We start from the raw sequence: 17903 nt of genomic DNA on the forward strand, positions 1-17903 counted from the left end.
ACCGGCCGAGCGAGCGGGAGGGCGGTCGATCGTTCTGCGCTCAGCGCAGCACGCGGGCGGCCTCCGTGCCGTCGGTGACGGTGGGGATCGCGATCGGCCCGTCGGGCCTGTCGTCGGCGACCAGGCCCAGCTCGGCGACCGAGGCGCGGTGCCGCTCCCGTGCCCGCCGCACGCGCTCGGGACCGCGCAGGTCCTCGACGGGCTCGCCGTCGCGGATCAGCGGGACCTGCAGCGGGCGCAGCGAGGTGCGACCCCAGTCCGGGGAGGCGTCGGCCGAGGTCAGCTCGGCCATCAGCTCCCGTTCGAACTCGGCCACCTCGGACTCGCCGGGCAGCACCAGCTCGGCGTGCGCCCGATCGCCGACCAGCACCCGGTAGGCGTGCTTGCCCGCCCCGAGCGTGGCCTTGTCCTTCGACTGCTTGCCGACGGGATGCATGAGCCCGTCGGAGCCCTCCCGCTCGACGAGCTTGTACACGAAGCCGGGGGCGGGGTGCCCGCCGCCGGTGACCAGCCGGGTGCCGACGCCGTAGCCGTCGAGCGGGGCGTCGGCGAGGTCCTCCATGCGGTGCTCGTCGAGGTCGCCCGTGGCGGTGATGCGGGTGCCGGTGGCCCCGAGGCCGTCCAGCAGGGCGCGCAGGCGGACGGCCTGCTCGGTGAGGTCTCCCGAGTCCAGCCGCACCGCGCCCAGCTCGGGGCCGGCGAGCTCGACGGCGGTGCGCACCGCCTCCTCGACGTCGTAGGTGTCCACGAGGACGGTCGTCCCGGGGCCCTGGGCGGAGATCTGGGCGGAGAAGGCCTCGGACTCCTCGTCGAACAGCAGGGTGAAGGCGTGGGCGGCGGTCCCGGCGACGGGGATCCGGTAGTGGGCGCCCGCGGCGAGGTTCGAGGTCGAGTCGAAGCCGACGACGTACGCTGCGCGCGCGGCGGCGATCGCGGCGTCCTCGTGCACCCGTCGGCCGCCCATCTCGATGCAGGGACGGCCGCGGGCGGCGGTGACCATGCGCGATCCGGCGGAGGCGACGCCGCTGTCGTGGTTCAGGATCGAGAGCACGACGGTCTCGAGCATCACGGCGTCCTCGAAGGTGCCCTCGATGCGCAGCACGGGGGAGCCGGGGAAGTAGAGCTCGCCCTCGGCGTACCCGTGGACGTCGCCGTGGAAGCGGTAGTCGGCGAGGAAGTCGAGCGTGTCCTCGTCGAGCAGCTCGAGCCCGCGGAGGTAGCGGAGGTCCGCCGTGTCGAAGCGGAAGTCGGCGATCGCGTCGAGGACGCGGCCGGTGCCGGCGAGCGCGCCGTAGCGGCGCCCCTCGGGGAGGGAGCGGGTGAACACCTCGAAGACGCATCGACGGGAGGCGGTGCCGGCCTCGCGGGCGGCGCGCAGCATGGTCAGCTCGTAGAGGTCGGTGAGCAGGGCGGAGGTCACGCGTCCACCGTAATGGGTGCGGGGCGGGCAGGGCGTGCACGGTCGCCGTAGAATCATCGGCATTGCCGTCCGCCGGGTCTCCGCGGGCGGCCCCGGCCGGTGAGGAGCGCGCATGCAGGACGTGGTGGCAGGAGCGGACCCGGGGACGGGGCCTCTCGGCGACCTCTCTCCGGGCGCGCAGGCCACGCTCGAGGTGGACGGGCCCTGGCGCACCGTCGTCTGGAACGACCCGGTCAACCTCATGAGCTACGTGGTGTACGTCTTCCGCAGCTACTTCGGGTACTCCCACCTCGTGGCCGAGCAGCTGATGATGCAGGTGCACGAGGAGGGGCGGGCGATCGTCTCCCGCGGGTCGAAAGAGAAGGCCGAGCGGGACGTGCAGGCGATGCACTCCTTCGGGTTGCGGGCGACGCTCGAGCGGGCGGGGGAGGGCTGATGGCGCATGCGTTCCGCCGTCGGCCCGACGGCACCGTCGCCTGCCGACTGGACGGCGAGGAGAAGGCGATCCTGGCCCAGGTCGCGCAGGAGACCGCCGATCTGATCCGGGCGGATCTCGGCCTGGACCCGGAGCGGGAGGCGGTCCGCCGGGCCGCCGAGAGCGAGGATCCGCTGCGTCGGCTCGAGGCGGAGTTCGCGGGCCGGGATGCGCGGGTCCCCTCGGACAGCGCGGTCAAGCGGCTGTTCCCCGATGCGTCGGAGGATCCGGACCTGGCGCGGGAGTACCGGCGGCTCGGGCAGCAGGATCTCGCCGAGGGCAAGCTGTCGGATCTGCATCGGGTGATCGCGCTGCTGGACGGGGCGGGTCCCGGTCACGGCGAGGTCGTGGTCGCGGCCGACGAGGCCGTGGTGGTGCTCCGCGCGTTGAACGACGTGCGGATCGTGCTCGCGGACCGGCTGGGCCTGCAGCGCGACGGCGACTTCGACACCGTGCGCATGCTCCAGCAGATCGGCGAGCGGGTGGAGGACCTCCCCGAGCGGGACGACGAGATGGTCGGCTCGGACGTGGTGATCGCGGTGTACGAGCTGCTGAGCTGGCTGCAGGAAAGCCTCCTGCGTGCTTTGGACTGATCGACGTACTGGCGAGGGACGAGCTGGTAGGAGATCAGTCGATCGGACGCAGGACTGATCGACGTACTGGCGAGGGACGAGCTGGTAGGAGATCAGTCGATCGGACGCAGGACTGATCGACGTACTGGCGAGGGACGAGCCGGTAGGAGATCAGTCGATCGGACGCAGGACTGATCGACGTACTGGCGAGGGACGAGCCGGTAGGAGATCAGTCGATCGGACGCAGGACTGATCGACGTACTGGCGAGGGACGAGCACTCCATTCCTGACACCTGTCCGAATCCGTTGTGAGACTGCACCCAGTGCGTGCGCCGTCACGGCGGGACGGGGGCCGGGACACTAGCCTGTCCGGGATGAATACTGCGCCGATCGGGATCCTCGACTCCGGGGTGGGCGGGCTGACCGTGGCCCGGGCCATCCTGGACCAGCTGCCGCGCGAGGAGCTCGTCTACATCGGCGACACCGCACACGGTCCGTACGGCCCGCGCCCGATCGCCGAGGTGCGCTCGCTGACGCTCGAGATCATGGACGATCTCGTCGGCCGGGGCGTGAAGATGCTGGTGATCGCGTGCAACACCGCGTCGGCGGCCGTGCTGCGCGATGCGCGCGAGCGCTATGACGTGCCCGTCATCGAGGTGATCCAGCCGGCCGTGCGCCGTGCCGTGACCGCGACCCGCAACCGTCGGATCGGGGTGATCGGCACCCAGGGCACCGTGAACTCGCGGGCCTACGAGGACGCCTTCGCGGCGGCCCCGGACCTGGAGATCACCACGCAGGCCTGCCCGCGCTTCGTGGAGTTCGTCGAGAGCGGCGTGATCACGGGCGAGGAGGTGCTCGAGGTCGCGGAGGAGTACCTCGCGCCGGTGCGTGCGGCGGGCGTGGACACCCTGGTGCTCGGATGCACCCATTACCCGATGCTCGCCGGTCCGATCAGTTATGTCATGGGCCCGGAGGTCACCCTGGTCTCGTCCGCGGAGGAGACGGCGCTGGACGTCTACCGCCAGCTGCGCGGGTCGGGACTGCTGCGGGAGGACGCGCACCTGCCGCGGCACGTGTTCGCCCAGACCGCGACGGGCACGGCGGGGGAGTCCTTCGCCAGGCTGTCCCGGCGCTTCCTCGGCCCGGCCCTGGACATGACCTCGACGCTCCCGGTGATCTCGGCATGAGGCTCCACGTCATCGGCTGCTCGGGCAGCTTCGCCGGCCCGGACGGCGCCGCCTCCAGCTACCTGCTGGAGCAGGAGGACGCCGACGGTCGCGTCTGGCGGGTGCTCATGGATCTCGGCTCGGGTGCCTTCGGCCCGCTGCAGTCCGTGATCGACCCCGCGGATCTCGACGCGGTGATCATCTCCCACCTCCACCCGGACCACTATCTCGACCTCACGGGTCTCGAGGTGTTCTGGGCCTACCACGAGCGGACCGACCTCCCTCAGCTGCCCATCCACGCGCCGGCACCGCTCCCGGAGCGGCTCTCGGCGGTGCTCAGCCGGGACGGCCGGATCCCCGACGGCACGGACCGTGTGCCCTTCGAGTACGGGGCGCTGACCGATGGTCAGGAACTGCGGATCGGCCCGTTCGAGATGACGGTTCGCGAGGTCCAGCACCCGGTCGAGGCGTACGGTTTCCGGATCCGCGCCGGGGGGAGCGTGCTCGCCTACTCGGGGGACACCGACGCCTGCCCGGCGCTGGACGAGCTCGCCGCCGACGCCGACCTCTTCCTCTGCGAGGCGGGGTACGTCGAGGGGCGCGACGACCGCTTCACGGGAGTGCACCTGACGGGCCGACGCGCGGGGGACTGCGCCGCGCGCGCCGGGGCACGGTCTCTCGCGCTCACCCACATCCCCGCCTGGACCGATCCGGAGGTGCCGCTGGCCGAGGCCCGCGCCGCCTTCCCGGGGGAGATCACGATGGTGCGACCGATGGATATCCTCGAGCTGTCATCCTGACCCTCGAGGAGAGGAGCTCCGTGAGCTCGCAGACCCCCACCCCCACCGGCGACCGTGTCGACGGCCGCACCCCCGAGCAGCTGCGCGAGGTGCGCATCACGCGCGACTGGCTCGACCACGCCGAGGGCAGCGCGCTGATCGAGTTCGGCCGCACCCGGGTGCTGTGCGCCGCCTCCTTCACCGAGGGCGTGCCGCGCTGGAAGAAGGGCTCCGGATCGGGCTGGGTCACCGCCGAGTACGCGATGCTGCCCCGCTCCACCAACACCCGCTCGGACCGCGAGAGCGTCAAGGGACGCATCGGCGGGCGCACCCATGAGATCTCCCGCCTCATCGGCCGATCGCTGCGCGCCGTGATCGACCTCGACGCGCTCGGTGAGAACACGATCCAGCTGGACTGCGACGTGCTCCAGGCCGACGGCGGCACCCGCACCGCGGCGATCACCGGCGCCTACGTGGCGCTCGCCGACGCGATCTCCTGGGGCAAGCGGCACTCCTCGATCCCTGCCGCGAAGGACGTGCTCACCGACTCGGTGAGCGCGATCAGCGTCGGCATCGTCGACGGCCGGCCGCTGCTGGACCTGGAGTACCGCGAGGACGTGCGCGCCGAGACGGACATGAACGTCGTCGTCACCGGGGCGGGCTCTTTCGTCGAGGTGCAGGGCACCGCCGAGGGCGCCCCTTTCGACCGGGCCGAGCTGGGCACTCTCCTGGACCTGGCGACCGCGGGCTGCGCGGATCTCGCCCGGATCCAGCGCGAGGTGCTGGCGGCCTCCCGATGAGCACCGCCGAGGTCCCGGCCGGGGCGCGGGTGATCCTGGCGAGCCACAATGCGAAGAAGCTGCGGGAGCTGCAGCGGATCCTCGCGGCGGCCGTGCCCGGCCTCGCGCCGGAGCAGGTGATCTCCTCGGCGGGCATCGCGCTCCCGGACGTGGTCGAGGACGAGGTCTCCTTCGAGGGCAACGCCCTGCTCAAGGCCCGCTCCGCGGCCGCGGCGACCGGGCTGCTGGCGGTCGCCGACGACTCGGGCATCGCCGTGGACGTGCTCGGCGGAGCCCCCGGCATCTTCTCGGCCCGCTGGTCGGGTCGGCACGGGGACGACGAGGCGAACAACGACCTGCTCCTCGCGCAGCTCTCCGACGTCCCCGACGCGCATCGCGGGGCACGGTTCGTGTGCGCGGCGGCGCTGGTGGCGGCCGACGGGACCGAGCTCGTCGAGCGCGGCGAGATGACCGGGCGCCTGCTGCGGGAGCGGCGCGGGGCGGGGGGCTTCGGCTACGACCCGCTGTTCGTGCCCGACGGGCAGGAGCTCACCTCGGCGGAGCTCAGCCCCGAGGCGAAAGACGCGATCTCCCATCGCGGGCGTGCCTTCCGCGCGATCGCCCCGCACGTAGCGCGACTGCTGGGCTGAACCGCCGGCCGGTCCTGATGGTGGGGCGGCTGGTCCGCCTCAGACCACGCCGACGTGGGCCAGCGCCCGCCGCACGAGCAGGTCGCGGCCGCCGTTCATCTCCTCGAGCGGAGAGCTGTCCCCGAGCAGCTCGTCGATCCCGAACCAGGACAGCTCGAGCGCGTCCTCCTGCGGGGCGGTCTCCCCGTCGATCGGCACGACGTAGGCGAGGGAGATCGCGTGCTGACGCGCATCGTGGAAGGGGGACACCCCGGGGGTCGGGAAGTACTCGGCGACAGTGAACGGGACGGGGGAGACGGGGATGCGCGGCATCGCCATGGGGCCGAGGTCCTTCTCGATGTGCCGTCCGATCGCCTCGCGGATCGTCTCGTGGATCAGGACGCGGCCGGAGACGATCGCGCGCACGATCTCCCCGTCGCCCGAGGCGCGCAGCAGCAGCCCGACCTCGGTGACGGAGCCGTCGAGGTCGGTCCGCACGGGGACCACGTCCACGTAGGTGATGGGCAGACGCCGGCGCAGCTCATCGATGCGCTCGCGCTCGAACCAGGCTCCCTCGGAGTCGACGGCGGTGCGGTTCATGGCTGCTCCTGGGGTGCGGGTGCTGCGGTCGGATTGAGAAGACGGGGACAGGGACGGGGACGGGGACGGGGAGAGACGCTGGGGTCGCTCCGTCGTGCGCGGGTCAGTCGCGCGCGGGCTCGAGGCCGCGCGGGCGCAGGTGGTGGTCCGGCAGGGCGAAGCGCGGTGTGCCGTCGCGGGGGACGGTGCGGGTGCGCGGGGCGAGCTCCTCGCCCGCGACCATGCTCACGGTCCAGGTCTCCTGCTCGGGGCCGGTGACCACCTCGAGCTGCGACAGGGTGCCGTTGGGGATCGAGGGCAGGTGCTCGCCGGTCACGCCGGAGAGCAGCAGCCGGATCAGGGTGCCGTGGGCGACGACCAGGAGGTTCTGGTCGGGACGCTGGGAGGCGATCTCGTCGAGCGCGGCGGTCGCGCGATCGATCACGGACTGCGTGGTCTCGCGACCGGGGAAGGTGCGCCCCGGGTAGCGGTCCTCCATCTCGCCGACGGGGTTCCCCTCGGCGGCACCCCAGTCGATCTCGACCAGTCGCGCGTCGGTGCCGGCGAAGGGGATCGCGTGGTCCTCCGCGATGATGCGCGCGGTCTCCTCCGCGCGGGACAGGGTCGAGGAGAGGGCGGCGTCCCAGGCGATCGGCGGCAGCGCGTCCAGTGCCCGGTGCGCCTGCTCGCGTCCGGTGTCGTTCAGCGGCACGTCGCTGACGCCCTGGAAGAGTCCCTGTCGGTTGAACTCCGTCTGGCCGTGGCGGACGAGACCGAACAGGGTCATGGAGGCTCCTACGGGATGATCGCGGACGGGTCGCGCAGCGGGCCCGGCCGCTGCGGCTCCCAGGGTACAACCGCGCTGGCCACGGGCGGGGAGGCCCCGTCGGCCCGGGATCCCGGGCCGACGGACGGTGCGCGAGAAGGGACTCGAACCCTCACGCCCTCGGGCACTGGAACCTAAATCCAGCGCGTCTGCCAATTCCGCCACTCGCGCGCCGGACCAGCCTAGCCGCAGCGCGCGGAGCCGACGGGTAGGCTCGAGGGTCGGTGGCGCAGGCCGACCCGCTCGCGGAGGACTCCGCGGCGGAGCCCGGCGCCCGCCCGACCCGGACCCCGTCCCGAGCATCCGTCCCGAGAACCAGGAGACCCCCATGAGCCCCCTCGCCGGCAAGACCGCCGTCATCACCGGATCCTCCCGCGGCGTCGGCGCCGCGACCGCCGAGCTCCTCGCCGCCCAGGGCGCGAACGTCGTCATCAACTACCGCCAGAAGGCGCCCCGCGCGAACAAGGTGGTCGAGAAGATCGAGGCGGCCGGCGGCCGAGCCCTCGCCGTCGGCGCGGACCTCACCGACCCCGAGGGCGTGCGCGCCCTGATGCGCGCGGCGGTCGACACCTTCGGCTCCCTGGACCTCCTGGTCCTGAACGCCTCCGGCGGCATGGAGTCCGACCTCGGCGAGGACTACGCGATGCGGCTGAACCGCGACGCGCAGGACGATGCGCTCACGGCCGGCCTCGAGCACCTGACCGAGGGCGGCCGCGTGGTCTTCGTGACCAGCCACCAGGCGCACTTCATCGACGAGGTCGAGACCATGCCCGAGTACGAGCAGGTCGCCCGGTCCAAGCGCGCCGGCGAGACCGCGCTGACCGCCCGCATCCACGAGCTGAGCGCGAAGGGAGTGTCCTTCGTGGTCGTCTCCGGCGACATGATCGAGGGCACCGTCACCGCGACCCTGCTCAACCGCGCCCGTCCCGGGGCGCTCGAGGCGCGGCGTGAGGCGGCCGGCAAGCTGTACTCGGTCGAGGAGTTCGCGGCCGAGGTCGCGAGGATGGCGACGGCCGACGTCGAGACCGGTCACGTCGAGCTGGTCGGCGGGGCCGAGGACTTTCTCGCCCGCACGCAGGGCTGAGACGCCCGGCACGTTACGATTCCCCTGACGAACCGACGAGCACCGGAGGCAAGTGGTGGCCAAGAAGCAGAGCCTGGACGACATGCGCGACGAGGCGTTCCGCCGGCAGGACAACCTCGCCGCGGACATCGACGAGCTGCTCGACCGCGTCAACCCCAAGAACGCCGTGACGCGCTGGAAGAACGAGCTGCTCGGATCGGTGAAGAGTTTTTCCGACGCCGGTGACGGGAAGACCGCCGCGACCCTCCCCGTGGTCGTCGGCGGCGTCATCGGCCTGGTCGTGATCGGTGGCGGGATCGCCGCGGCGGTGGCCCTGTCGCGCCGCGAGCCGACCCGCGGGCAGAAGGTCGCCGCGGTCATGAAGGACGCCCGCCGCGGCGCGGAGCGCTCGGCGAAGAAGGCTCGGAAGTCCGTCCGGAAGTCCTCGCTGCCGGTCCCGAAGGAGGCGGAGAAGCACGCCTCGGAGCTCGGCGCGATCCTTCAGGAGGCCGCGAAGCGCGCCGAGAAGAAGGTCGCCTCGGCCGGCTCCTGATCGCCCTCGCGGAGTTTGTACGAGACGCCTCGGTCCCTTCGGACCGGGGCGTCTCGCTGTCCGCGGCCGACGGGGCGGGGGACGGCGGGCTCAGTCGACCTCGCCGTCGACGTAGAGCCAGAGGCCGTCCTCGCGCAGGAACCGCGAGACCTCGTGCTGCCGCTCGCGGCCGCCCGGGCCCTTCGCGTGGGCGGCGAACTCGACGACCCCGGCGTCGTCGAAGGGGCCGCCCGCCTCGGTGCGGAGGATCTCGAGGCGCAGCCAGCGCCGCTCCTCGCGGAGGGAGTCCGCGAGCTCGGCCTCGTCGGGCCGGGTGCTCGGATGCCAGGAGCGCAGCAGATGCTCCACGTCGCCGGTGGCGAAGGCGGTGTAGCGGGAGCGCATCAGCGACTGGGCCGTCGGGGCCCGGCGCGCACCACGCAGCACCGGACCGCAGCAGGCGCCGATCACCTCCCCGCTCCCGCACGGGCAGCGGGCGTCATCGGGCAGGGGAGCGGGGGAGTGGGTCATCGCCCCAGTATCCCGGCCCGTCCGGCCCCGGTGGCAGGATCGGGGCATGGCCTCGTCCGACATGACTCCCGCTGCACCCTCGCCCGCCCCGCTCCCGCCGGGCTATCAGCAGAGTGCCGAGCCGCCGACGAGCGCGGAGTACGTGCGGCTCCGGCAGATCGCCGGGCTCAGCCCGCGCACCCCGGAGCAGGCCGCCGGGGCGCTCGCGAACAGCTGGGCCTGGACCACGGTGCGCACCGCGGAGGGCGATCTCGCTGCGATGGGCCGCACGCTCGGCGACGGCACCTGGTACTTCCACCTCGCCGACATCGCGACCGATCCCGGGCATCAGCGGCAGGGGCTCGGGCGAGCCGTGATGGAGGACCTGATCGCGCGGATCGAGGCGGCGGCGCCCCCGCATCCGTACATCACCCTGCTCGCCGATCCGCCCGGGCAGCGGCTCTACCGCTCCCTCGGATTTGTCGACTCGACGCCAAGCCTCGGCATGCGCCTGCCCCGCTGAAAGCGGCTCAGCGGCGTGACCAGCCCTTGGTCGACGGACCCACCGTCGGCCGCCAGCCGGTCTCGGACATGAATCGGAGCGAGGAGACCCGCAGGGAACGGCGCTGGGTGTCGAGCCGGGTCCCGACGAGGGCCTGGGTGATCTCGGGGTAGAACTTCGCGGGCCCGGACGCGCCGGCCTCGGTGCCGAGATCCTTCGCCCAGCGGCCGCGGGTGATCGGCTCGCCACCGACGTTGTAGAAGCCGCTGCCCGCCCGCAGCGCGGCGACGAAGGCGGTGCCCGCGTCGGAGTGGTGCAGCAGGGTGATGTAGCCGTCGGGCCGGCCGAGCAGGATCGGGTCCCCAGCCCGGGTGGCGCGCAGGGCGTGGGTGGTGTGCTGATCGCGGCCGAAGAGCTGGCCGAGGCGCAGGACCACCGCGGTGCGGCCGGCGGTCGCGAAGTCGACGGCGGCGCGCATCTCCCGGACCCGAGGGCGGAACGCCTGGTTGCGGACGCTGAGCGGGAGGTCCTCGCCGATCCAGTCGGTGCCGTTGTCCGGGTACATGAAGATCGAGGACTCCTGCACCAGGCGGCGTGCCCCGGCCTCGGCGGCCGCCTTCGCGATGGCGACGGAGGCCTCGAGGTGGAGACGGTCGTCCTCCCGCCAGGCGAGCGGACGCAGTCCCGCCATCCCGACGGGGACGTGGGCGAGGGTGTTCATGACGACGTCGTGACCGCGGAAGGCCCGGGCGAGGTCGGCGTGATCGAAGACGTCGGCCACGATCGCGGAAGCTCCGCGCCCCTCGATGATCGGGACCCCGGAGTCGCGTCGAGTGATCCCGGTGACCTCGTGGCCGGCGGCGACGAGCGCCTCGACGGCCTCCTGGCCGAGAACTCCCGTGGCACCGGTGATCGCGATCCTCACGCTGACCTCTTTCCCGAGTGCCCTGGCCGGGGCCTCGCGCGACGACTTTCCTGGATGCTCGAGTCTAGGGGATCCGGTCCGGTCGACGCGTCGCCGACCGTCCCGCGCGTGCAGATCCCGGGGAGGTCCGTGGCGGACGAGACAGGGAGGGGATGCAGCATCGCCGCTGTTCGCTCGCTCACAGAAGGGCCGCTGCGGTTGGACGGGAGGGGACTTGGGGGTAGAGTTCTTCTCCGTTGGCGCCATTAGCTCAGTTGGTTAGAGCAGCTGACTCTTAATCAGCGGGTCCGGGGTTCGAGTCCCTGATGGCGCACCCGAGGAAGAAGCCCCACCGGTCAGCCGGTGGGGCTTCTTCGTGTCTCGGAACAGTCCGAGGCCGTCAAAGAGGTCCCCCACGGACACGTCGAAGTACTCGGCGACCAGCTCTACCTCGTTCGCCTTCCAAGGGGCCTCGCCCTTGACCTTGGCGAACACAGTGGCGCGACTTGCCCCGATGATCGGAGCGAGCTCCGCATTCTTGACCCCTCGGCCGGCAGCCAAGGCCCGAACGGCAGCGGCGATCCGCTGGTCGGCGGTTGCAGCCGGGGACTCTTCACGGTTCGAAAGTTCGCTCATGAGTCCAAGGGTACCGCCGCTGTCGAGCCACGCCTAGACACTTTGAGCCAAGACTGTTGTCGCGTCTAGATTTCTGGACTACAGTCTGGCCTCATGAGAAGTCAGGCGCCGTACGCAGATCTTCTCCTCCGGCTGTCAGGGCACGGGGGGCTCTGGGACTGGGCCATGGAGCAGCGACGCTCCGTGCGGCCTCCCAACTGGGCCGAGCTCGCTGAGCGGCTCGCTGATGAGACCGAGGGGGCAGTCGTCGTGAAGGGCGACATGTTGCGGAAGTGGCTGCTCGCCGCGGAGGACGCCCGCGCCGAATGGCGGGAGAGCGCGATGCCCGAGGGGGCTCGACGATGAGCGCGGGCCGCGGTGGTGAGGCTGCGGAGTTCCGTCGGGTCATGGAGGCGCTGGCCTCCGATCCCGATGAGTGGAGCGGCGCGGCCGGCGATGCGTTCGTCTCTCTGATGCACCGGGTGCTCGCTCGCATGATCGCGAGTCGGGGCCGAAGCGCGTGTGGTGGCGGCTTATCTGTCGAGGCGGCCGATGCGGTTACCGAGGCTGTGCTGGTGGTCGCGGGGTCGGGGCAGCTGCCGATGGCGCAGAACGTCCAGAGGATCTTGGAGATGGAGCGGCCGCTCGGCTACGTAGTCGGCGCGGTTGCGAAGAACCTCGCTCGTGCAGATCTGGCCAGCCAGATGGGTGCCGGCTCACGGCAGGTCTCCCCCGGCACCGCGCGGATCCTGCATTTCTACGAGCTGGAGAGCTCGATGGAGTCGGATCCTCTGGATCGACTCTCTGCGGAGCCCGCATGGGTACGTGGGCAGGGCGAAGCGTCGCGTGAGGCCCGCGCGACCATCGACTCCTTCGTGGCGATTCTCGCGCAGCGGTTCAAGGTCCGGCCGGAGCTGTCGAGGCGTGCGCTCGAGATAGCGGGGACGTCTGCCGTCGATGGCGATATGGGCGTGGGATTGACCTCTGCGACGGCGCGGCGGCGGGCGAGTCGGTTCGTGAAGGAGTTGCCGGCGATGCGTGGGGCTTTCGATCGGGTTCAGGCTCAGGCGTTCGCGTGGCTCGTGTTCGGCACGGAGCGGCACCCGGAGTGGTCGTTCCTCGCGGAGTGCGCCCGGGCGGTGCGCAAGGGAGATGCAGTGACGGTCTCTCCGTGGCACGCGCGTCACGCACGCACGGTTGCTGCACGTCCTGGCCAGGTGCGGCGCGAGGAAGGCCGGCAGCCTGCCCTGTTCCCCCTCACGGGCGAGACGGTACGGCCGTGTCGCATATCGGCTTAGACAAACGGAGCGCCGACCCGTGGGGTCGGCGCTCCGAAAATCGGATTCGGAACTTCAAGGTTTTGGCGGCCTGTTCCGAGTCCTGAACCCCATCAATCGAGAAGATCAACGGGAGGTACGTGCCCATGCTACGTCGGACGGTGGCAGAGGATCAAGAATCCTTGTGGGCTCTGGGCCTGCTGATCGCGGGCCGGTCCCGCGTTCGTATCGGGCGCTGGGATGGCCGTAAGAGCAAGTGGCAGTACTCCACGCGCGACGAGCGGGACCTGACGGCAGAAGTGCCGGACAGGCCGGCGGCGGTGTTGCTGTATAACTCGCAGGCGCGGTGCCGGACGCTGGTGGTCGATGTGGACGTGCCGGGCGCCGAGGGGCTGGAGCTGCTGCAGCGGATCGTGGCACTGCTGGAGCGCTGCGGGGCACGAGTCGTCGTAGACCGTTCTCCCGCGGGCAAGCATCACGTCTACGTGCCCCTGCGCGACGGTCTGAGCGTCGACGAGGCAGGGACGTTGGCGAAAGCACTGGCGCGCCGCTTCCCGGGCGTCGATCCTCTGCCTCACACCACGGGCGCGATTTCGGGCTGCATCCGCACGCCGGGATCTCCGTACAAGGACGGCAGCGGCTACCAGGAGCTGGAGACGCCCCTGGATACGGCGCGGCGGGTGCTGCTGGAGCGCAACGGCTCCGAGGTGATCGGGGCGCTCCGCCGGGAGCTGACCGAGGAGCTGGCTGCGGGGGCTCGCGAGGGGATGACGCTGGCGCGTCCTCTGGAGGAGCTGGAGGAGGAGGCGGCGGTGCTGAACGCGCCGTTCGTCGGCCGTGTCATGGCTCCGCGCTTCGTGACCCTGGCTCAGGAGGGGCTGTACCGGGAGGCCGGTTATGGGGATCGCTCGACGGCGCGTATGGCGGTGCTGTGCGCGGCAGCGCGGGCGGGGCTGCGGTTTGAGGACGTGGTGGCCCGGGTGGAGGACGGGCGCTGGGCGGGCCTGGTCGAGCTGTTCCAGAACGCCAGCAAGCCAGGGCAGCTACTCGGCAAAGAGTGGCGGAAGGCGATCGCCTTCGTGGCGAACAGCCAGCGCACCAAGAAGTCTGTCCGCCACTGCAACACAAGCGAGGAGCTAGAAGTCACGAGGGGGGCACCCAGGGCTCGCACGAACGAGGAGATCGCGATTGACGAGCATCGCTTCATCCGGCGTTGGCGAGCGGTGCTGGCGGAGGTAGAGGCGCTGGAGCTGTCCGGGCCACGGGGGATGCATGCACGGTTCTTGCTGCGGGCTCTGGCTGCTGCCGCTCATCAGAAGGGCTTCCGGCACATCGAGTTCGGGGTGCGCTCTCTGTCACTGGCTCTCCCGGTTCAGCCCTCGACGGTCTCTCGCGTCCTAGCCGAGCTGCGATCTGCCGAGGACCCCTGGCTGGTGCTGGTACGAGAAGGCGAAGGAACCCGAGCTGACCTATACGAACTTCGCATTCCTGCCCGTCACGCGGAGCGCGTCGAGCGCGTCGAGCTGCCGAGCGGGAAGGTTCACGCCCTGCGGCCGGCCTTCCGTGAGCTCGGTGTCGTGGCGGCACTCGTCTTCGAGGCGATCGAGCACGGGGCTCGCTCGATCGAGGCGGCCCGGGTGCGCGCGGCGGTGTCGAGGTCAGCGGCCTATGAAGCACTGGAGCTGCTGCTGGCCTGGGGATTGATCGAGCGCGACGGCACGGGCCGGCTCCTGGCGGTGCCGTCCCGCTTGGGAGAGGTGGCCGAGCGCGTAGGTGCGGTCTTGGTCGTGGGGCTGCTGGTCGAGCGGTTCCGCGCCGAGCGGCGCGCGTGGATCGAGCACCTGTCGCGCCACGCGGTGTCGGCCGAGTGGTGGGCTGCGGTCGTGAGGGATGGTCCGCCGCCCGATGTAGACCTGGAGCCGGAACTAGTAAGCGTCGCGTAGCGCGGTGTCGTGGTGGGCGCGCTTGTCGATGAGGACAGAGAGAAGGAGGAGCTGCCATGTGGATTTTCAGGGTGCGCAAGGTGCAGATCGCACTGGCTGCGGTGGGGGCGATCGTTCTAGTCCTCATCGGCCTGGCGATTGTGGGCCAGTTCTCCACGGTGCGGGAGGACGAGAGGATCGACGTGAGACCGACGAGCGAGGAGCACAGCGTGGTCGGGCTGGATGATCCGACCCAGGAAGCCAACCCGGTGGTGCTGCCCCTGCCGAGCACCAGCGAGCCCCAGGAGCTAGCTCCCGCGGTCGCCGAGGTGCTTGGTAGCGCGGACACGGCCCGGTTCCAGGAGGAGTACTACGTGGCGACCATCGCGTCGGCCGCGCCGGAGATTCCGAACGAGGGTGCGGAGCCTACGACTCCCCAGCAGTGGGCGCAGCAGGTCGTGACGACGGCGTGGAAGTCCGATCCGTGGGCCGATCGGGCGCAGTACAAGACGAGCGATGAGTTCACGGCGCAGAAGGTGACGGCGGTCGAGACCGCCGAGTTCCTGGACTACTTCGCGCCGGCCACGGCGCAGGGCTCCGAGCAGGCGCGGGAGTACCTGACCGGCGAGGGACTGGTGGTGATGGAGGTCGAAGGTGTCATGCGGCGCGAGCTGACTGACCCCGAGGACGGCGTGCGGAAGCAGCAGGACATGGGCACGGTCACCTGGACGGTGGCGATGCTGTGCGCCGAGGGCGAGGACTGCAAGGTGTTCCTCGCGGTGCCCGGCACGCTCGAAGAAGCAGCGGAGGAGGGCTGAGCCATGGGCGATCTGTTGAAGGATCTCGCCGGAGGGGCTGGCACCCTTGTCGGTGGTCCGGGGACGGCGCTAGGGACCGTCGTTGGTGGCAATGCTTCCCCGCTGAACCTGGTCGGCAACGCGGCCCAGGATGCGATCGGTGATGCGATCGAGGGCAAGGCCGAAGAGTTCCTGTGGGACCTCGCGCAGAGCGTCGTGGACGGCACGCAGGTGCTGTTCCACATGATCGTGGACCTGATGCTCCAACTGTCCGAGCCCCAGGTAACGGGGGAGTTCATCTACACGATGGGCGGGCGGATCTTCTTCATTAGCCTGCCGCTGATCGTCGCGTTCGCGGCGCTGCGCATCATCTCGGCGTCGGTCCGGGCGCAGGCGCTCACCGGGGCGCGGGATGCCTTCATCGGCGCGGGAGTGTCGGTGCTGGGAACGGTGGCGCTGGTGCCGCTGACGGCCATAGCGGTGCGAGCGGTCGATGCCGTGGCAGACGGGATGCTGAGAGCAACACTCGCTGATGGTGACCAGTTCGTCGATGAGGTCATGGCAGCGGTCGTGCAGCTGGGGACCTTGGTGGGGAACCTCGTCGGCGGCTCGGAAATCTCCGGCCCGATCTCGCCGTGGGAAGTGCCGGCGGGAGGCGTCATCGCCACGTCGCTGATCTGCCTGGCTGCGGCGTTCTTGCTGATAGTCGCGTGCGTCATCATCGGGCTGGCGCTGGTCGCGCGGAACATGCTGCTGTACATCGTGATCGTGGTCGGGCCGCTGTGCTTGTCCGGGCTGGCGTGGGGGCCGACCCGGCGGTGGGCGTCGATCTGGCTGGGCTGGATGGTGGCGCTGATCTTCACGAAGCTGGCGATCGTCGTCGTCATGGGTCTGGGAGTCTTGGCAGTCACCTCGACGATCCAGGCCGGTGCCATCAGCGCTGATCCGCTGCCGGGGCTGACCACGGTCCTGTCCGGGGTGCTGATGCTGATCCTGGCGGCATTCATGCCGGTGGCGTGCTTCGCTCTGTTCGGCTGGATGGGCGAGGCCGGCGTGCGGGAACTCCAGGGAGCTGCCTCCGGCGCGCAGGGAGCGCTCACCTCAGTGCCGGTGACGGCGCTGTCCGCGGGACAGACGGCCACCGGACGGCTGTCCTCGCTGCTGGATGGTGGAGGCGGCTCGGGCCAGGGCAGTAGTTCGGGCCTAGTCGGTGGAGAGGCCGGCGGTGACAGCGGCGGCGGTGGAGACGCTGACACGGCCGCTGAGACCGGCAAGGGTGCGGCGGTCGCCGCGACGGCCGGGTCCGGTGGCCTCGCTGCCGGCGCGGTGGTCGCCAGTGAGGTCGCTTCTGAGGCCGGAGAGGCTGGAGAGGGTGTCGCAGACGGTGTGCAGGAGAACATCGGCGGCGCGGTCTCCGAGACCACCGAAACCACCAAGACGGACGGCGACGGCCCTGCAGGTGCATCGAGCACGGCGGGTGGCGAGCAGTCGTACTCCGCGGAGGGGTCGGCGCCGGGGGAGAGCGCCGGGGACGGTGGCAGCTCCGCTCCGGTCATGTCCGATGTGCCGATGAGTGGCGAGGGGCCGGCGGCGGGGGAGCCGGCACCGGTCGAGGCACCGCCGGGTGGCACGGAGAGCAGCGTCCCGGTGGACGCGGCACCGGCGGCGCACATGCCGTTGCCGGAGCCGGCACCAGTGGCCACGGACACGGGGACCTCGCAAGAACCGGTCTCCTCGGACTTCCCTCCCGCACCGGCAAGCGCTCCGCTGGAGGTTCCGGTGACCGGTGAGAACGCGGAAGGGAGCACGTGATGGGTGACGGCGATGATCCGATCAGGCCGCTGGTGCCAGTGAGCGACGGCATGGACACGGCGCGCGAGCTGCTGATCTCCATCGCGGGAACGATCGCCAACACGGCGATCCTGGCGACCGTTGCCGCGCTCATCTTCGGGGCGATCCTCTGGGGTGCTGGCATCGTGCGCCAGCGTCCCGGCCTGAGCCAGAACGGCGTCCAGACCATCGTCGGCGCGGTCGCCTGCGCGATCGTCGCGGCGGGACTCAATGCGTGGATCGCATGGTTCGGGCAGCAGGCGATCTCGATCTGGAACTAGCGCAGGGGCAGCAACAGGGGGTGTTCCGGCGGAAGCCGGGGCACCCCCTCGTTGTGTGTCGTGACGGGCTGGCTTGTCCCTTCATGGGCGGTGAGAGGCACCGCCGCTGAGTCGTGAAGGAGCCAGCGATGTTGGACGAACTGCAGGCAGGAACCGACCCGGGGGTCGAGCCGACGTGGGAGGCGCTGCCCCCTGGGGTGCGGACGTTCCTGGTCGATGTGGTGGGAACGCTGATGAACGTCGGCATCCTCGCGGCCGTGGCCGTGCTGATCGCGGGAGCGCTCGTGTGGGGCTTCGGTTCGGTGAGCAACCGGCCCGGCGTCGGCAGTATCGGCGTGAAGATCCTCGCGATCGCAGCGGTCGTCGCGATCGTGTGCGCGGGCGCAAACGCGTTCATCGGGTTCTTCGCGGGCCAGGGCGTGGCGATCTTCTCCTGACCAGGAGA

21 protein-coding genes, 2 tRNA genes and 1 pseudogene are annotated in these 17903 nt (G+C 71.0%); 17 read left to right on the forward strand and 7 right to left on the reverse strand.

What is annotated here, in order from left to right; genetic code table 11:
* Positions 1-40: 40 nt before the first annotated feature.
* Positions 41-1420 (reverse strand): nicotinate phosphoribosyltransferase, encoded by a 1380-nt coding sequence (locus V1258_RS00785; protein WP_329747913.1) that lies wholly within the window; start codon positions 1418-1420, stop codon positions 41-43.
* Between the two features lie 112 nt (positions 1421-1532).
* Between V1258_RS00785 and clpS the strand changes: the two genes are divergently transcribed.
* The 6 genes from clpS to rdgB all read left to right on the forward strand — a co-directional run bounded on the left by clpS (position 1533) and on the right by rdgB (position 5841).
* On the forward strand, positions 1533-1856 hold the full coding sequence (clpS, locus tag V1258_RS00790; protein ID WP_329745221.1) for an ATP-dependent Clp protease adapter ClpS: 324 nt from the start codon (positions 1533-1535) through the stop codon (positions 1854-1856).
* Entirely contained in the window at positions 1856-2488 is a 633-nt protein-coding gene (locus V1258_RS00795) for a DUF2017 family protein (RefSeq protein WP_329747914.1), read from the forward strand. Before clpS ends, V1258_RS00795 begins: the two co-directional genes overlap by 1 nt.
* A gap of 353 nt (positions 2489-2841) precedes the next feature.
* The gene (gene murI / locus V1258_RS00800; protein ID WP_329747915.1) at positions 2842-3654 is read left to right on the forward strand and encodes a glutamate racemase; all 813 of its coding nucleotides are present in this window, start codon (positions 2842-2844) and stop codon (positions 3652-3654) included.
* On the forward strand, positions 3651-4433 hold the full coding sequence (locus tag V1258_RS00805; RefSeq protein WP_329747916.1) for an MBL fold metallo-hydrolase: 783 nt from the start codon (positions 3651-3653) through the stop codon (positions 4431-4433). The genes murI and V1258_RS00805 overlap by 4 nt, the downstream gene beginning before the upstream one ends.
* 20 nt (positions 4434-4453) lie before the next feature.
* Positions 4454-5212, forward strand: a complete 759-nt coding sequence (rph, locus tag V1258_RS00810) for a ribonuclease PH (RefSeq protein WP_329747917.1) — start codon at positions 4454-4456, stop codon at positions 5210-5212.
* Positions 5209-5841 carry an RdgB/HAM1 family non-canonical purine NTP pyrophosphatase gene (rdgB, locus tag V1258_RS00815; RefSeq protein WP_329747918.1) on the forward strand — a complete coding sequence of 211 codons (633 nt, stop codon included), beginning with the start codon at positions 5209-5211 and terminating at the stop codon, positions 5839-5841. The genes rph and rdgB overlap by 4 nt, the downstream gene beginning before the upstream one ends.
* Positions 5842-5880: 39 nt before the next feature.
* Here rdgB and V1258_RS00820 read toward each other — a convergent pair whose 3' ends face one another.
* The 3 genes from V1258_RS00820 to V1258_RS00830 all read right to left on the reverse strand — a co-directional run bounded on the left by V1258_RS00820 (position 5881) and on the right by V1258_RS00830 (position 7396).
* On the reverse strand, positions 5881-6420 hold the full coding sequence (locus V1258_RS00820) for an NUDIX hydrolase family protein (RefSeq protein ID WP_329747919.1): 540 nt from the start codon (positions 6418-6420) through the stop codon (positions 5881-5883).
* A 103-nt stretch (positions 6421-6523) separates the two neighbouring features.
* Positions 6524-7186, reverse strand: a complete 663-nt coding sequence (locus V1258_RS00825) for a histidine phosphatase family protein (RefSeq protein WP_329747920.1) — start codon at positions 7184-7186, stop codon at positions 6524-6526.
* A 128-nt stretch (positions 7187-7314) separates the two neighbouring features.
* Positions 7315-7396, reverse strand: a tRNA-Leu gene (locus V1258_RS00830).
* A 157-nt stretch (positions 7397-7553) separates the two neighbouring features.
* On the opposite strand from V1258_RS00830, the gene V1258_RS00835 reads away from it, so the two are divergent.
* Together V1258_RS00835 and V1258_RS00840 are read left to right on the forward strand one after the other, a co-directional pair.
* Complete coding sequence (locus tag V1258_RS00835; RefSeq protein WP_329747921.1) at positions 7554-8309, forward strand: SDR family oxidoreductase; 756 nt, start codon at positions 7554-7556, stop codon at positions 8307-8309.
* Between the two features lie 55 nt (positions 8310-8364).
* Positions 8365-8841, forward strand: coding sequence for a hypothetical protein (locus V1258_RS00840; protein WP_329747922.1), 477 nt, complete (start codon positions 8365-8367; stop codon positions 8839-8841).
* A gap of 90 nt (positions 8842-8931) precedes the next feature.
* Here V1258_RS00840 and V1258_RS00845 read toward each other — a convergent pair whose 3' ends face one another.
* Complete coding sequence (locus V1258_RS00845; RefSeq protein ID WP_329747923.1) at positions 8932-9351, reverse strand: YchJ family protein; 420 nt, start codon at positions 9349-9351, stop codon at positions 8932-8934.
* Between the two features lie 46 nt (positions 9352-9397).
* Here V1258_RS00845 and V1258_RS00850 point away from each other — a divergent pair, with 46 nt between their 5' ends.
* Positions 9398-9853, forward strand: coding sequence for a GNAT family N-acetyltransferase (locus V1258_RS00850; protein ID WP_329747924.1), 456 nt, complete (start codon positions 9398-9400; stop codon positions 9851-9853).
* A gap of 7 nt (positions 9854-9860) precedes the next feature.
* Here V1258_RS00850 and V1258_RS00855 read toward each other — a convergent pair whose 3' ends face one another.
* Positions 9861-10757: an NAD-dependent epimerase/dehydratase family protein gene (locus V1258_RS00855; protein WP_329747925.1), complete on the reverse strand. Its 897-nt coding sequence runs from the start codon at positions 10755-10757 to the stop codon at positions 9861-9863.
* A 239-nt stretch (positions 10758-10996) separates the two neighbouring features.
* Between V1258_RS00855 and V1258_RS00860 the strand changes: the two genes are divergently transcribed.
* A tRNA-Lys gene (locus V1258_RS00860) sits at positions 10997-11070 on the forward strand.
* A 77-nt stretch (positions 11071-11147) separates the two neighbouring features.
* Here the strand turns inward: V1258_RS00860 and V1258_RS15215 are convergent.
* Positions 11148-11372, reverse strand: a pseudogene (locus V1258_RS15215) (helix-turn-helix domain-containing protein); the annotation flags it as partial.
* A 165-nt stretch (positions 11373-11537) separates the two neighbouring features.
* Here V1258_RS15215 and V1258_RS00865 point away from each other — a divergent pair.
* The 7 genes from V1258_RS00865 to V1258_RS00895 all read left to right on the forward strand — a co-directional run bounded on the left by V1258_RS00865 (position 11538) and on the right by V1258_RS00895 (position 17895).
* Positions 11538-11717, forward strand: a complete 180-nt coding sequence (locus V1258_RS00865) for a hypothetical protein (protein ID WP_329747926.1) — start codon at positions 11538-11540, stop codon at positions 11715-11717.
* A gap of 41 nt (positions 11718-11758) precedes the next feature.
* A complete protein-coding gene (locus tag V1258_RS00870; protein ID WP_329747927.1) occupies positions 11759-12649 on the forward strand; it encodes a hypothetical protein in 891 nt (296 codons plus the stop codon).
* A gap of 161 nt (positions 12650-12810) precedes the next feature.
* A complete protein-coding gene (locus tag V1258_RS00875; RefSeq protein ID WP_329747928.1) occupies positions 12811-14571 on the forward strand; it encodes a hypothetical protein in 1761 nt (586 codons plus the stop codon).
* A gap of 56 nt (positions 14572-14627) precedes the next feature.
* Complete coding sequence (locus tag V1258_RS00880; protein ID WP_329747929.1) at positions 14628-15368, forward strand: hypothetical protein; 741 nt, start codon at positions 14628-14630, stop codon at positions 15366-15368.
* 3 nt (positions 15369-15371) lie between these two features.
* Positions 15372-17159, forward strand: coding sequence for a type IV secretion system protein (locus tag V1258_RS00885; protein ID WP_329747930.1), 1788 nt, complete (start codon positions 15372-15374; stop codon positions 17157-17159).
* On the forward strand, positions 17159-17458 hold the full coding sequence (locus V1258_RS00890; protein WP_329747931.1) for a hypothetical protein: 300 nt from the start codon (positions 17159-17161) through the stop codon (positions 17456-17458). Before V1258_RS00885 ends, V1258_RS00890 begins: the two co-directional genes overlap by 1 nt.
* Before the next feature lie 131 nt (positions 17459-17589).
* On the forward strand, positions 17590-17895 hold the full coding sequence (locus V1258_RS00895; protein WP_329747932.1) for a hypothetical protein: 306 nt from the start codon (positions 17590-17592) through the stop codon (positions 17893-17895).
* The last annotated feature ends 8 nt before the right edge of the window (positions 17896-17903 follow it).

It is taken from the genome of Brachybacterium sp. J153 (genome assembly GCF_036311905.1).
Taxonomy (GTDB): domain Bacteria; phylum Actinomycetota; class Actinomycetes; order Actinomycetales; family Dermabacteraceae; genus Brachybacterium.